The 15,554-nt window shown below is 37.6% G+C and carries 12 protein-coding genes and 1 riboswitch; of the genes, 3 read left to right on the forward strand and 9 right to left on the reverse strand.

The genetic code is table 11. The annotated features are described in order from the left end of the window. Positions 1-14 precede the first annotated feature (14 nt). From thiH to K5X82_02170, 8 genes are all read right to left on the reverse strand, one after another. Positions 15-1,133, reverse strand: a complete 1,119-nt coding sequence (thiH, locus tag K5X82_02135) for a 2-iminoacetate synthase ThiH (GenBank protein ID QZT37705.1) — start codon at positions 1,131-1,133, stop codon at positions 15-17. A 2-nt stretch (positions 1,134-1,135) separates the two neighbouring features. Beyond that, positions 1,136-1,915, reverse strand: coding sequence for a thiazole synthase (locus K5X82_02140; GenBank protein ID QZT37706.1), 780 nt, complete (start codon positions 1,913-1,915; stop codon positions 1,136-1,138). Then, positions 1,900-2,553 carry a thiamine phosphate synthase gene (gene thiE / locus K5X82_02145; protein ID QZT37707.1) on the reverse strand — a complete coding sequence of 218 codons (654 nt, stop codon included), beginning with the start codon at positions 2,551-2,553 and terminating at the stop codon, positions 1,900-1,902. The genes K5X82_02140 and thiE overlap by 16 nt, the downstream gene beginning before the upstream one ends. Then, positions 2,543-3,145 carry a thiamine phosphate synthase gene (locus K5X82_02150; protein ID QZT37708.1) on the reverse strand — a complete coding sequence of 201 codons (603 nt, stop codon included), beginning with the start codon at positions 3,143-3,145 and terminating at the stop codon, positions 2,543-2,545. Before K5X82_02150 ends, thiE begins: the two co-directional genes overlap by 11 nt. Before the next feature lie 18 nt (positions 3,146-3,163). Then, entirely contained in the window at positions 3,164-4,936 is a 1,773-nt protein-coding gene (gene thiC / locus K5X82_02155; protein QZT37709.1) for a phosphomethylpyrimidine synthase ThiC, read from the reverse strand. 95 nt (positions 4,937-5,031) lie between these two features. After that, positions 5,032-5,232 (reverse strand): sulfur carrier protein ThiS, encoded by a 201-nt coding sequence (gene thiS / locus K5X82_02160; protein ID QZT37710.1) that lies wholly within the window; start codon positions 5,230-5,232, stop codon positions 5,032-5,034. A gap of 45 nt (positions 5,233-5,277) precedes the next feature. Next, a riboswitch (TPP riboswitch) is annotated at positions 5,278-5,372 on the reverse strand. Positions 5,373-5,458: 86 nt separating this feature from the next. After that, the gene (locus K5X82_02165; GenBank protein ID QZT37711.1) at positions 5,459-6,409 is read right to left on the reverse strand and encodes a phosphoribosylaminoimidazolesuccinocarboxamide synthase; all 951 of its coding nucleotides are present in this window, start codon (positions 6,407-6,409) and stop codon (positions 5,459-5,461) included. A gap of 20 nt (positions 6,410-6,429) precedes the next feature. Continuing rightward, a complete protein-coding gene (locus K5X82_02170; protein ID QZT37712.1) occupies positions 6,430-7,380 on the reverse strand; it encodes a PhoH family protein in 951 nt (316 codons plus the stop codon). Between the two features lie 113 nt (positions 7,381-7,493). On the opposite strand from K5X82_02170, the gene mazG reads away from it, so the two are divergent. After that, complete coding sequence (gene mazG / locus K5X82_02175) at positions 7,494-8,273, forward strand: nucleoside triphosphate pyrophosphohydrolase (GenBank protein ID QZT37713.1); 780 nt, start codon at positions 7,494-7,496, stop codon at positions 8,271-8,273. A gap of 223 nt (positions 8,274-8,496) precedes the next feature. Here the strand turns inward: mazG and K5X82_02180 are convergent, their stop codons facing one another. Continuing rightward, the gene (locus K5X82_02180; GenBank protein QZT37714.1) at positions 8,497-11,043 is read right to left on the reverse strand and encodes an ATP-dependent Clp protease ATP-binding subunit; all 2,547 of its coding nucleotides are present in this window, start codon (positions 11,041-11,043) and stop codon (positions 8,497-8,499) included. 415 nt (positions 11,044-11,458) lie between these two features. Here K5X82_02180 and gyrA point away from each other — a divergent pair, with 415 nt between their 5' ends. Together gyrA and K5X82_02190 are read left to right on the forward strand one after the other, a co-directional pair. Continuing rightward, entirely contained in the window at positions 11,459-14,158 is a 2,700-nt protein-coding gene (gyrA, locus tag K5X82_02185) for a DNA gyrase subunit A (GenBank protein ID QZT37715.1), read from the forward strand. 42 nt (positions 14,159-14,200) lie between these two features. Next, a complete protein-coding gene (locus K5X82_02190) occupies positions 14,201-15,391 on the forward strand; it encodes a tetratricopeptide repeat protein (GenBank protein ID QZT37716.1) in 1,191 nt (396 codons plus the stop codon). Positions 15,392-15,554: the final 163 nt, after the last annotated feature.

Genomic DNA, 15,554 nt, shown 5'->3' on the forward strand with positions numbered 1-15,554 from the left:
ATAACCTTATGAGATTATGCTAAAACAGTATCCCAATCTTTCCAAACTACCTCGTATCCTCTCTCATTGATTGCAGACACGACCTCTTCTACTGATCTAGCATCTTCTATTTCAAACTGTTTCAGCTCTTTATTCTCTTTGACATATCCACCAGGTTCCGTTTTTGATCCTGCACTCATTGAGGTAACCCCAAGAGAGAGTAGGTTGTCACGATAAAAGGCAGATTCTCTGGTCGAAAGGGTTAGCTCGACATAAGGATTGAATATTCTAAAAGCACAGATTAGTTTCAATAATTCTGTGTCATTGATAGGGAATTGAGGAGGGAAATTACCTGCATGGGGTCGGAGTCTCGGAAATGAGATGCTATATTGTGTTTGCCAATGTTTTTTTTCCATATAGGACAAGTGGAGTGCAATAAAGAAAGCTTCTGTACGCCACTCTTCCAATCCTAGTAGTGCTCCAAACCCCAGTTTGTGAACCCCTGCCTCTGCAATTCTCTCTGGTGTGGTAAGTCGATATTTAAAATCTCGTTTTCTCCCAAAGGCGTGATAGTCTGGATAGCTCTTTTGGTGATATGTCTCTTGATAGACATAGACGGCATGAAGTCCTACTTCTTTCAGAATGGAATAATCTTCTGTATCCATGGGTTGTACTTCAATAGAGATGGTATCAAACATCGGGTTTAGAAGGGTGATGATCTCTTTTAAATACTCTGTGTTACAGCGTCTTTGATCTTCTCCTGTTACAAGTAAAATACTTTTAAACCCCAGTTTGATAATTTGGTTTGCTTCCGCCAAGACCTCTTCTGTCGTAAGTTTTTTCCGTGGAATTTTATTTTTTGCATTAAAACCACAGTAGACACAACCATTAGAACAGTAGTTCGACAGGTAGAGTGGGACATACATACGTATCGTTTTACCAAAACGTTGTTGTGTTATCGTCTGACTTTTTTGTGCCATCTGTTCAAGGTAGGGTGTGGCAGCAGGAGAGACCAATGCCTTTAGATCTTCTAAATCAGCTCTATCTTTGCTCAGCGCTTGGATTACATCCCTTTCACCCTTGTCATAGATCTGTTGGGTCACTTGATCCCAGTCGTATGGTTCTAATAGGTCGTTGAAACTTTGATTTTTCATCTTTATTGGTTTAGAAATGAGGTTAAAGGTGATGTTGCCTTGGTTACTTCTTGAGGCTTTTGTGCTAGTCGTGCTTTCCAAGCCATTCTTCCTGATACTATGGCCCAATGGAATGCTTCTCCCATCTTTATTGGATCACTACTATTGGCTATTGCGGTATTGACAAGGCATGCATCTGCTCCTAGCTCCATTGCAAGTGCAGCATGAGAAGGGGCTCCCAAACCTGCATCGATAACTACTGGGACATTACTCTGGTCAATAATAAGTTTTATCATTTCGATGTTTGTGATCCCTTCATTACTACCAATACATGCTCCAAGTGGCATCACGGCTTGACATCCTACATCTTCAAGGTGTTTGCATGTCAAAGGGTCGGCAATAGTGTAGGGGAGTACGACAAACCCCTTTTCTACCAACTCTTTGGCAGCCTTAATGGTTTCGATAGCATCGGGAAGAAGGTGACGTGGTTCTGGATGTACTTCCAGCTTTATCCAATTAGTACCCAACGCCTCTCTGGCCATACATGCTGCAAAGACTGCTTCTTTTGCATTTCTTACCCCAGATGTATTTGGCAGTAGATGAAGATGGTCGTGGTTGAGATGTGAAAGAAGATCATCACCAATTCCATCATTTAGATCCACTCTTCTCAAAGCCATGGTGACCATCTCTGTTTTGGAAGCGATGATGGATTTCTCCATAATGCTATTGGAGCTATACTTTCCTGTTCCTACAAAAAGACGTGATGAAAATTCTTTATCTGCTATGATTAGTTTTTCTGACATAATTTGATCTCTTTTATCCAAAGTGCTGTCTCCTTGGAGATTGTATTGTTACTTTTTTTTGTCAATCCGCTAGATGTTGCGATACCTTGGACATCTAGTTGTAATAGTTCTTGAATATCACTCTTAACTATTCCCCCAATGGTGACGATAGGGATGTTACTCTCTTTCCTTGTTTTATCTACGACTCTTTTATAACCATCTATACCTAAACATGGACTTAACTTCTTTTTGGTAGATGTGAATCGGAAAGGTCCAAGACCAATATAATCCACATTTGGTCTGATTCTATCTATCGTCTCGATGTCGTTGGCTGTACCACCTATAATAAACTGGGGACCAAGAATCTCTCTTGCTTCATTGGGTGTTATATCGTTTGTACCAATATGTACTCCTGAAGCTTCAACCTGTTTTGCAATATTAATGTGATCATTAATAATAAAAACAGCTTTATAGGCATCTGTAAGACTCTTGATTTTTTGTGCTAGATTTAAGAAGTCAGTTTTAGAGTAGTGTTTCGCTCTTAACTGTATCCATCGGCCACCTCCTTCTAGTACTTCTTTCACTTGGTGTATAATCTCTTGATCATCTGTACCATGTGTGATAAATTGAAGTTGGAATTCTAAATATTTAAATTTCATTCTTTGATTGATTAAGTGTGTCTAAGCGAGGATTCAGAAGATCATAATGGATGTTTCCATTGTGGATTGCATCTTGCCATAGATATCCCATTATAGCTGCATGGTTGAACCCCATCTCACTTACTTGATCAAGTCGAGTAGGAGAGATGCCTCCTAACGCAATCCAGTCGGTCTCTTTTTTCTCATTTGTAAAACTTAGCATGTCTCTCTTCCACTTAGATTTATACCCCTCTTTACTAATACTATCAAAGATCGGACTAACTAAGACTTGATCGTATTCAGAGGTGTGGGGAAGCTCTTCAAGGTGATGCATTGTTGTCGACCGTATACCACACGATTCCTTAATTACAGGATGAGTATCTGTTCTGTGTACTCCCATGGAAGGATAGCTCGAAATATCAAGTTTAGGCTGATGAACGATAACTTTCGGGTACCATGACTTTGGAATGGATTTTAAGAATGAATTCATTTCGGAAGCCGTATGGGTCGGCTTCCGAATTCGTATAAAATCTATTCCCCGATCAAGTAATATGCCATATAAAAGCAGTTCGTCTTTTATCCAGTAAGGAGGTGTGATTACTGTGATTTTCATCTAGGAGATCTAATGGAGTTAAACATTTACATAGATTTCGTTTCCTTGCTCTTTAAAACGTTCTTTAAGCTCCTCCATCTCTTTGTGTTTATTCTTTAGCTCTTTACTCGCTTTCATCGAACAGAAATGCTCGCCACACATGGAGCAGAAGTGTGCCGTTTTGTGCCCTTCGTCTGGAAGACTTGCGTCGTGAAATTCCATGGCTTTTTCTGGATCAAGAGCCAAAGCGAATTGATCTTTCCATCTGAATTCAAAACGCGCGGCAGACATAGCATTATCACGTATCTGTACTCCTGGTATTCCTTTTGCTAAATCTGCAACATGTGCAGCAATCTTGTAGGTGATAACTCCCTCTTTCACATCCTCTTTGTTTGGTAATCCTAGATGCTCTTTAGGGGTGACATAACATAGCATTGCTGTGCCATACCATCCGATGTTGGCTGCACCTATAGCAGAAGTAATATGATCGTATCCAGGAGAGATATCTGTTGTGATAGGGCCTAAAGTATAAAAAGGAGCTTCAAAACAGTTGTCTAATTGCTTGTCCATATTTTCTTTGACCATATGCAATGGGACATGACCTGGTCCCTCAATGATCACTTGAAGAAAATGTTTCTCTGCTACTTTGGTTAATTTCCCGAGGGTCTCTAACTCTTTAAACTGTGCTTTGTCATTTGCATCATATATAGACCCAGGACGTAAACCATCGCCTAGTGATATTGCAACATCATATGCTGCCATGATCTCGCAGATTTCATCGAAGTGAGTGTACAAGAAACTCTCCTTGTGGTGAATCATACACCATTTGGCCATGATGGCACCTCCTCTAGAAACGATTCCTGTTTTTCGTTTTACGGTATAAGGAATATGTCCCCATCGTAATCCTGCATGTATCGTAAAGTAACTGACTCCTTGTTGTGCTTGTTCAATAAGTGTCTCTTTGAAGACCTCCCAAGATAATTTTGACACGTCACCTTCAACTTTCTCTAAAGCTTGATATAGAGGAACCGTTCCTACAGGAACAGGAGAATTCCTAAGTATCCACTCTCTTGTTTCATGGATATTCTTACCTGTAGATAGGTCCATGATGGTGTCAGCTCCCCAACGAAAAGCCCATACTGCCTTTTCTACCTCTTCGTCAATTGATGAACTGATGGCTGAGTTTCCGATATTGGCATTGATCTTAACTCTAAAATTACGACCGATAATCATTGGTTCCATCTCTGGATGGTTGATGTTCGAAGGGATGATCGCTTTTCCTGCAGCAATCTGATCTCTAACAAATTCAGGGGTAACGACTGTTGGGATATTCGCCCCCATATCATCTCCCTTGTGTTGTCCTTGGTTCTGGGTGTCTTTTTCCATCAGACAGTTTTCTCGAATCGCTACATACTCCATTTCAGGAGTGATAACTCCTTTTGAGGCGTAATATCGTTGGGTGATTTGATGGCCTTGTTTTGCCTTCAGAGCTTGTTCTCTTTTAAAAATTTGCGATTGTAGTTCCGTTGGTATTGCTTCTGAAATAAGATGTGGTTGTTGATACCTCCAACCTTCTTTGACTAAATCTAATCCTTTTAATAAGTCGATATCGATCTCAGGATCTGTATATGGTCCCGAGGTGTCATATACAGTAATAGGGTGGTTTTTGATCACAATATCCTCTTCTGTAAGTGTATCTGAAAGAATTATTTGTCTCATTGGTACTTTCAGGTTAAACTTCTCTCCTTGGACATAAATTTTTTGGCTTTGAGGAAAAGGCTTTCTGGTAACGTTTGTTCGATCTTTAGTCATAATCTAAAAATTACTTCAGTTTAGGGTGTTCAATTCTACCCTAATCAAGTTGCTGATTAAAAAATAATTTAATTGGTATTCGAGGATGGTTGGATTTATCCCCCCTGAGTCGCTTTAATAACTAGGATATCATCACCATGATGAAGGAGGGTTTTATCCCATTGATCTTTTGTGCAGATACTTTTATTGATTGCGATAGCAATACCGATGCTGTCAATATTCATTTTTTTTATGAACTGATACAGCGTTAGAGGTTGATCCAGAAATATATTCTGGTCATTAAACATTACTTCCATTAAATAAATTATTATAGGGAGCACTTCAACGATACGGTGTTGAGAAGAATCGTGCTTAACATTTACCTACGCCGGCATTATCCGGATCAGGTTATGGGTATGATCTCAGCCTGAAATTTAAGGCACCCCCCTGTTAATATTACACGTAAATGTAGTGATTTTTGATGAAACGAAAGAAGGAGCTCTTAAAAGAGCCCCTTCTTTATATTGATTTTAAAGAATGCCATTAAGCATTTTTCTTCAAATAGTCATTTACATTATTTTCGATGCGGGCTGCAACATCTGATATATCCGTTTTTACAAATGTTTCGCCTGTGATATACTCATAAAGCTCAATATATCGTTGAGAAACCAGATTTACAAACTCTTCTGTGAACTCTGGCATCACATCCCCTTCACGTCCTTGAAAGTCGTTCTCTATTAACCATTGACGAACAAACTCTTTCGACAACTGCTTCTGTGAAACTCCTTTTTCAACGTTCTCCTCGTAGGTGTCAGCATAAAAATAACGTGAAGAATCGGGAGTGTGGATCTCATCAATAAGATAGATCTTACCGTCTTTTTTCCCAAATTCATACTTCGTATCTACTAAAATAAGTCCATTTTTAGCAGCAATATCTGTTCCTCTTTCAAATAGGGCATAGGTGTACTTCTCAAGAGCTTCATAATCCTCTTTAGATACAAGTCCTTGTGAAATGATCTCCTCTTTTGAGATATCCTCATCATGTCCTACATCAGCTTTCGTTGTAGGTGTAATGATAGGGGTGTCAAATTTCTGATTCTCTTTCATCCCCTCAGGAAGAGGAATGCCACATAAGCTACGTTTTCCCGCTTTATACTCTCTCCAAGCGTGCCCTGTTAGATAGCCTCTAATAACCATCTCTACTTTAAATGGCTCACAGCGATATCCAAAAGTTACTGCAGGATCGGGAGTATCTATTTTCCAATTCGGAACGATATCGGCAGTAGCATCTAAGAATTTAGATGCTATTTGATTTAGAACTTCTCCCTTATAAGGAATTCCAGTAGGTAAAACAACATCAAACGCAGAGATTCTGTCAGAAACAATCATTAATAGGTGGTCTTCGCCTAAATCATAAACATCTCTTACTTTACCATGGTAAACAGATTTTTGATTTGGGAATTGAAATGCCGATTTAACTAATTGGTTTTTCATTTGTGAATTATTTTGGGTTATTAAATATTGGATTCGGGATCTTCAAGGGCATCCACAATTTTCTTTACTAGTGGATGTCTTACGATATCAACCAGAGCTAAATTCATGATGCCAATTTCAGGAATGGGTTTTAAGGCATCTATTGTTGCTCGAAGACCAGACTTAAGGTTTCTGGGTAGATCAATCTGTGTGATGTCTCCTGTAACAATATATTTAGAGGTTGGTCCCATACGGGTTAAAAACATTTTTAGTTGGGAGTGGGTTGCATTTTGAGCTTCATCAAGGATGACACAAGCATCTTTTAATGTTCGTCCCCTCATATAGGCAAGTGGTGATATCTGTATTATTCCATCTTGCATCATATCATTTAGTTTCTTTGCAGACAACATCTCTTGAAGTGCATCGTAAAGAGGCTGTAGAAATGGATCAATTTTCTCTTTCATATCTCCGGGGAGGAATCCGAGACTCTCACCCGCTTCTACTGCAGGTCTACAAAGTATGATCTTTCGTACTTGATTTGCCTTGAGTAGTTGAATCGCCATTGCGATGGAGAGGTAGGTCTTACCACTACCTGCTGGACCAATAGCAAAAGTCAGATCTTTAGATAGAACGGATTCAATTAGTAGTTGTTGGTTACGACTTTGTGGCACTATGGGTTTTCCTAAATGGGTGTAACCAACGATATTTTTTTTGAATTGAAAATCCTTTTCGGTATGTTTTTCTTCAAGAAGGTCTAGTAGATCATGCTTTGTTATACTCCCTTTGTTGTGGAGTAGCTTGATTAATTTATTTAAAGATTCTGCGCATCGTTCGACATCTGAATCTTTTCCTTTTATCTTAAGTTCATTTCCTCGAGATGTTAGTCGAAGTGAATGAAAATGTGCTCTGAATAATTCTAAGTGCACATTATTGATCCCCCACAGTGTTGAAGGATCATCAATTTCTATTGTTTTTTGTACAATCTCTGTCATATATTATTCTCAAAAGATCTTTGACAAATTTAGTGAATTATTTTTGTGAAATATTCCTTTCGATGGAAGAAGAATAGGTTACCTTTGGTAAAAAGTAACATTAAAGCAACATTATGGTGGCAAGAGAAAAAGAATCGGCTTCATTGGCGAAGCTTTTAGATGTTCTTGATCGTTTAAGGTTAGAGTGTCCTTGGGATAGAAAACAGACTTTCGAATCAATGAAGAGCCTTACTGTGGAGGAAGTGTATGAACTTGTTGATGCAATAGGGGAACAAAAATCTGATGAGATTAAGAAAGAGTTGGGAGACGTGCTTCTTCACGTTGTATTCTATGCAAAAATGGCTGAAGAGAAAGGCTGGTTTGATGTAAGTGATGTTATGGATAGCTTGGTGGATAAATTGATATTTAGACATCCACATATATTCTCGGATACTAAAGTTGAAGGAGAGGAGCAGGTTCTCCAAAATTGGGAGAAGTTAAAGCTTAAAGAAAAAGGCGGAAATAAAAGAGTGTTAGAGGGTGTACCTAAATCTCTTCCACCATTGATTAAAGCCTCTAGGATACAAGAGAAAGCACGTAATGTTGGTTTTGATTGGGATAAGAAAGAGGATGTTTGGACTAAAGTTAAAGAAGAACTTAATGAGGTGGAACAAGAGATGATCGATGGCACTGCGGTGGATCTAGAAGGTGAATTTGGAGATTTACTCTTTTCCGTTGTAAATGCAGCGCGTCTTTATGGTGTTGATCCTAACTCTGCATTGGAGAGAACCAATATGAAGTTCACGAAAAGATTTAACTATATAGAAGAAAAGTCTATTGCAAACAGTAAGCCTTTGGATACAATGACTTTAGAGGAGATGGATGTGTTGTGGAATGAAGCAAAGAATTTGTAAAACATTACATCTCTGGAATATATCGTTGGTGGGTCATGTTACCTGTTTGATGATATTGAGGTTATACGAATTAAGTCGAAGAGAGTTAAGCAAATCGTGATGATTTGTTATTCCTTGAGGTTTACAACTACTTGAATGAACGTTTCGGATTCAAAAAGAAGATGGGATAGAACTAACTAAGAGTTCTATCCCATCTTTATCTTTGAGCATATATATTAAAAATCTATTTGAGATCTGAGTTAATCGCAAATTCAAGTTTTTGCTCTTTGTCATTGAAAGATAAGTTGATCTTATCTCCATCTTTAATTTCTGTTTTAATAATAACCTCTGCCAACTCGTCTTCGATATATTTTTGAATGGCTCTTTTTAGAGGTCTTGCACCAAATTGAGGATCGTAACCTTTCTTTGCAATATATCTTTTTGCGTCTTCTGAAACTTGAAGTTCATAGCCTAGAGCACTAACTCTTTGTAGAAGTCCTTTCATTTCAATGTCAATGATCTGGTAGATATCTTCTTCTCCAAGAGAGTTAAATAGGACAGCATCATCAACACGATTTAAGAATTCAGGAGCAAAGGCACGTTTTAATGCTTTTTGGATAATATGTTTTGCATGCTCATTCTCCTCTTCTTTGGATCTTCTGATATTGAACCCAACTCCCTGACCAAAGTCTTTTAGTTGTCTTGACCCAATATTTGAAGTCATGATGATGATTGTGTTTCGGAAGTCTACTTTACGTCCGAGACTATCAGTAAGACGGCCTTCATCAAGAACTTGCAGTAATAAGTTAAAGACATCAGGATGAGCTTTTTCTATCTCATCAAGTAGAATAACAGCATAGGGTTTACGTCTTATTTTTTCGGTCAGTTGACCTCCTTCTTCATATCCAACATATCCTGGAGGAGCTCCTACGAGTCTTGAGACGGCAAACTTCTCCATGTATTCACTCATGTCGATACGAACAAGGGCATCTGTACTGTCAAAAAGATGTTCAGCCAATACTTTTGCAAGACGGGTTTTACCAACACCAGTAGGACCTAGAAAGATAAAAGATCCAATAGGTTTATTCGGGTCTTTTAATCCTGCTCTATTTCGCTGAATGGCTTTGGTTATCTTAATAATAGCATCATCTTGACCAATAATCGAAGATTGAAGATCTTTAGACATGTTGACAAGACGCTTGCCTTCGGCTTGAGCAATTCGTTGTACTGGTATTCCTGACATCATAGCCACTACGTCAGCAACATTTTCATCAGTAACGATTTCACGATGTTGCTCTAGCTCTTTTTCCCAGTTCACCTTCATCTCTTCTAGCTCGATTTGAAGTTGCTTCTCTTTGTCACGGAAACGTGCTGCAAGTTCAAAATCTTGGTTGTGTACTGCTCCGACTTTATCTTTATGGATATCTTCAATCTTATTCTCCATTTCAATGATCGCATCGGGAACAACAATATTATTGATGTGAACCCTTGATCCTGTTTCGTCTAATGCATCAATAGCTTTGTCAGGAAGATGTCTGTCAGAGATGTAACGAGTTGTGAGGTTAACACAAGCTTCAATTGCCTCTTTCGTGTACGTTACGTTGTGATGATCTTCATATCGCTCCTTTATGTTATTAAGAATCTCAATTGTCTCTTCAATAGACGTCGGTTCTACTAATACTTTTTGGAAACGTCTCTCTAAAGCACCATCTTTTTCGATATTGGTACGATACTCATCAAGTGTTGTGGCACCAATACATTGAATAGCACCTCTAGCTAAAGCAGGCTTTAGTATGTTTGCAGCATCTAGTGAGCCAGTTGCGCCTCCAGCACCCACAAGGGTGTGTATCTCATCGATAAATAAGATCACATTATCTACTTTGGCCAACTCTGAAATTATGGCTTTCATTCTCTCTTCGAATTGCCCTCTATATTTAGTTCCAGCTACGATCGAAGCAAGGTCTAAACTGATGACACGCTTGTCAAATAAGATTCGAGATACTTTTTTTTCGACTATACGAAGTGCCAACCCTTCTACAATTGCGGATTTACCCACACCAGGTTCTCCAATTAGAATTGGATTGTTTTTCTTTCTTCTACTTAAAACTTGAGCTATTCGTTCAATCTCATCCTTTCGTCCAACAATAGGGTCTAAGCTTCCTTCTTCAGCCGCTTTGGTGATGTCAACACCGAAATTGTCTAGAACAGGAGTGTCCGATTTTGTCGAAGAAGACCCTTTACTTGAGGAGAATGAAGAAGAGGATTGTTGTTTTTCTGGATTACCTCCAAAAAGATCATCATCATCATCGTCATCATCAAATGAGGCTTGTAGCTCATGATCTACTTCTCCTAATTGTTGATCTTCAATTTTGGTCATCTCATAGCGAGACTTGAAGTTATGATATGTTACACTATATTGGCGTAGAAGTTTTGTTACTAAGAAGTCGTTATTTTTTAATATAGCAAGTAATAAATGTCCTGTCTTGATAACCTTTGAGGATAATATTTTGGACTCAAGGTGCGTGATCTTAAGAACTTTATCAGTCTCTTTTAAAAGTTGTATGCGTGTATCGCTTTCTAAAAGAGTTTCTCTCTTTATGTTAGCTTCGATGTTGCTCTTTATCTGCTCAATGTCAACTCCCATCTCTAATAGAATTGGAGATAATGCACCCTCTCTAAGAATTCCTAAGAAGAGATGTTCTGTACCTATAAAGTCATTGCCTAGACGTATAGCTTCTTCTCTGCTAAAGGAGAGGACATCTTGGATCTCTTGTGAAAAATCTGAATTCATATAATAAGTTTTTCTTGTGAATGCTTTAGGTGTAAACACAGTTCAACACCTTACCATATTTCAATAATAATCATTTTTATTCAAAAAAACACTTTCAAGTCCATTTTATCGTGCTTTTTTCAGAAGAACAAATGAAAGGATCATCTTGTTTTACATGAGCCCACTTTATTATTAACTTTATTTTTAGTTCTTTGCGGTTTATGTTTTCGTTTATAAAAAAACAGATCGTGAAAAAAGTTATTTGAGACCTCGTTTTTATGGTGCTTTTTCCATAAAATATGGAGTAAAACTAACCTTTTTTATTATTTTTGTCTATCTTGAATTACCTTATAAAGTCGTCACAAAATATTATATGTTGAGTAGTCGACAATGGGTAGTGCAATAGGTAACGAATATTAATAAATATATTATATATATGTCGGTAGGTGAAAAAATAATTCAGATCAACATTGAGGAGCAAATGAAGTCTGCTTACATCGATTATTCGATGTCTGTGATTGTTTCGCGTGCGCTTCCAGATGTTCGTGATGGTTTAAAACCCGTACATAGACGCGTTCTTTATGGAATGAACGAACTAGGGGTTTTCTCTAATAGGGCCTATAAAAAGTCTGCAAGAATTGTAGGAGAGGTGCTGGGTAAGTATCACCCTCATGGTGACTCTTCTGTCTATTATGCAATGGTACGTATGGCTCAAAATTGGTCATTGCGTTATCCATTAATTGATGGACAAGGAAACTACGGTTCTGTCGATGGGGATAGCCCTGCAGCAATGAGGTATACTGAAGCAAGGCTTGCTAAAATTGCGGAAGTGACGCTATCCGATTTGGATAAGAATACAGTTGATTTTCAACCTAATTTTGATGAGTCGTTAGGTGAGCCTACAGTTTTACCAACACGTATTCCAACACTTCTTATCAATGGAGCTTCGGGTATTGCTGTTGGTATGGCAACGAATATGCCACCTCACAACCTTACTGATGTTATAAAGGCAACAAAGGCCTATATCAGCAATAACGACATCTCCATTGAAGAGTTAATCGATATTGTAAAAGCACCCGATTTTCCAACAGGTGGAATTATTTACGGAACAGAAGGAGCCAAGGAAGCTTTTCGAACCGGACGAGGGAAAGTGGTCATGAGAAGTAAATCTCATATCGAGCTTTCGTCAAATGGGAGAGAAAAGATTATCATAACAGAAATTCCTTATCTAGTTAACAAAGCAGAACTTATTATGAAAGTTGCTGAGCTTGTTAATGAGAAGAAAGTTGATGGAATTTCAAATATCAATGATGAGTCGGATAGAAATGGTATGCGAATTGTTATTGATGTTAAGAAAGATGCTATTAGTAATGTAGTGCTGAATAAACTATATAAGTTTACTCCACTTCAATCATCTTTTAGTATCAATAATATTGCCTTAGTAAAAGGTCGACCAAAGTTGCTTAATCTACACGAACTGATTTCTAATTTTGTAGATCATAGACATGAGGTTGTTACTCGTAGAACTCAATTTGAATTAGAGCAAGCGGAGAAGAAGGCTCATATTTTGAAAGGGTTAATTGTTGCGATTGATCATCTTGATCAAGTAATTAAGCTTATTCGTGGCTCTAAAACACCGCAAGAAGCGAAAGATGGTTTGATTTCGAATTTCGAATTAGATGAACTTCAAGCAAAAGCAATTCTTGATATGAGATTGCAAAAGCTAACAGGTCTTGAAAGAGATAAGCTGTTTGCTTCTTATGAAGAGATTAGCAAGTTGATCGATTCCTTAAAAGAGATTCTTGCATCTAAAGAGATCCGTATGGGGATTATCTGTGATGAATTAGATGAGGCGAATACGACATTTGGTGATGAGAGAAAATCAGAGATTGTATTGAGCTCTAGCGAGTTTAATCCTGAAGATTTTTATGCTGATGATGAAATGGTAATTACTATTTCTAAGATGGGATATATCAAGCGTACTCCACTCGTTGATTTTAGAACTCAATCGCGTGGTGGTGTCGGCTCTAAAGGTTCATCTACAAGAGATGAAGATCATATCGAGCATATGTTTGTTTGTACGATGCATAATACGATTTTGTTATTCACTCAAGGGGGACGTTGTCACTGGTTGAAAGTGTACGAAATCCCTGAAGGAACCAAAGCATCTAAAGGACGAGCAATCCAGAATGTAATTAATATTGAATCCAATGATCCGATTAAGGCTTACATCAATGTGAAAACATTGAAAGATGAGGATTATATCAATAATCATTTCATTGTGATGTGTACTAAACAAGGTGTAATTAAAAAAACATCTTTAGAAGCTTATTCACGTCCACGTCAAAATGGGGTGAATGCAATCAGTATTCGTGAAAATGATGAACTACTAGAGGCAAGACTTACTAATGGTAGTGATGATATTATGATGGCTGTTCGTACAGGTAAGGCTATCCGATTCAATGAAACGAAGTTGAGATCAATGGGGCGTACAGCTTCAGGTGTCCGTGGTATTACTCTAGGTGAGAACAACGATCAGGTTGTCGGAATGATCTGTGTTTCTCCTGACAGCAATGAAAATATTCTGGTTGTTTCTGAATCAGGTTATGGAAAAGTCTCTAAACTTGAAGATTATAGAATCACAAACCGAGGAGGTAAAGGAGTGAAAACTCTAAATGTGACAGATAAAACAGGAGTTCTAGTTGCAATTAAATCAACTATTGATAGTGATGATTTAATGATCTTGACTTCTGCTGGTGTTGCTATTCGTCTTCCAATTTCGGATATCCGTATTACTGGTCGTAATGCACAAGGCGTGAAGCTTATTAATCTTAGAAATGAGGATAGTATTGCTTCTGTAGACGTGGTTCCATCGTCTGAAGTAGAGGAGGAGCTAAAAGAGAATAACGATGAAGCGACTTCAATTGCTGGCGCTGCATTAATCGAAGAAACTGTTATTGAAACATCAGAAGTAGAGGATATCTCATCTGATAATAACATTGAAATTGTTGATGATGCAGAAGTGATAGAAGAAACAAATGTTGTTGAAACACCAGAAGAAGAGGATGACTCTTCGGATAATAATGATGAAGACAATTCAATCAACGGACAACAAACATTAGATTTTGGTTTTTAGTTAAAAAACAGATAATAATAAAAGAATCAAATTTACACGAACATGAAGAAGTTACTGGTCTTTACTGCACTTTCTGCTTTTGCATTGAATGCATCTGCACAAAAAAGCAAAGTGTATAGTGCACAAAATTATGCTAAGGAAGGAAAATTGGATAAAGCTTATGAAGCAATTAATGGTGCTCTTGATCCAAATTACAAAAAAGCAGATAAGATTCTTGCTTGGCCTAAAACATTTATTGCTAAAGGGCAGGTGATGCGTTCTATTGCTACCACAAAGAATAAAAGCTATGATGGGCTTAAGAAACAACTGGTCAATCCACTTGATTCATCTCTAACAGCTTATATTAAAGCTGCTTCTATAGATGAAGGTAATCGTTACTCTAAAGAGATCAAAGCTGCGATGATGTTCTTAATCACAGACTTTACTAATGCTGGTGCAAAAGCGTACGAAGTTCAAGATTATAAAGGTGCATCTGATGCATTTGTAAATGTTCTTAGAATTGAAGAAAATCCTGTTTATATTGGTAGTGATAAAGCGGTAATTGATACAGTTATCATGTACAATATTGCTGTAGCATCTTCAGCTGCAAAAATGTATGATCGTGCTATTGAGTATTACAATAAAACTCAAGAGGTTGGATATAATGGCGAAAAATGTGCTCTAGGCATCATTAATGCTTATAAAGCGCAAAATGATAGTGTGAAAGCTCTAGAGGCTATGCAAGATGCATTTCACAAGTATCCAACAGATCAAGGTATCTTAGTTGAATTGATTAACTACTATATCCAATCAAAGAATGTAGAAGGTGCACTTACTTATTTAGATAAAGCAATTGCTTCAGATCCAAAGAATCCATCATATTATTTCGCTAAAGGATCTGTATATGATAATCTTGGAGACCCAACTAAAGCAATAGAGGCTTATAATAAAGCTATCGAAGCAAAGTCTGATTTTGCAGATGCTTATTACAACTTAGGTGCTGTTTTCTATAACAAAGGGGTGAAGCTTCTTGAAGTTGCAAATAGTCTACCAACAAGTGAGGTAAAGAAGTATGAGGCTCAAAAAGAGTTAGCTAATGTTGAGTTTGAAAAAGCAGTACCTTATTTTGAAAAAGCTGCAGAGATCAATCCAAAAGAGAAAGCAACCTTTGAGAATCTAAAGAACTTATACTATCGTTTAGGAATGAATGACAAGTATGATGTTGTTATGAAGAAGATGAAAGAGCTTGAATAATAAGTTCATTATCAAAATAAAAAAAAGCTGATCTCATTTAGGATCAGCTTTTTTTATATTCTAAGAAGTAAGAAGGCGGAGAGTCTGGATATCACCAATATTTAATTATTTAATGTTTATGACATTGTGTTCTGTCTATGAACGTTAGTAATTAAACCATATT

It is taken from the genome of Prolixibacteraceae bacterium (assembly GCA_019856515.1).
Lineage (GTDB): Bacteria > Bacteroidota > Bacteroidia > Bacteroidales > Prolixibacteraceae > Halosquirtibacter > Halosquirtibacter xylanolyticus.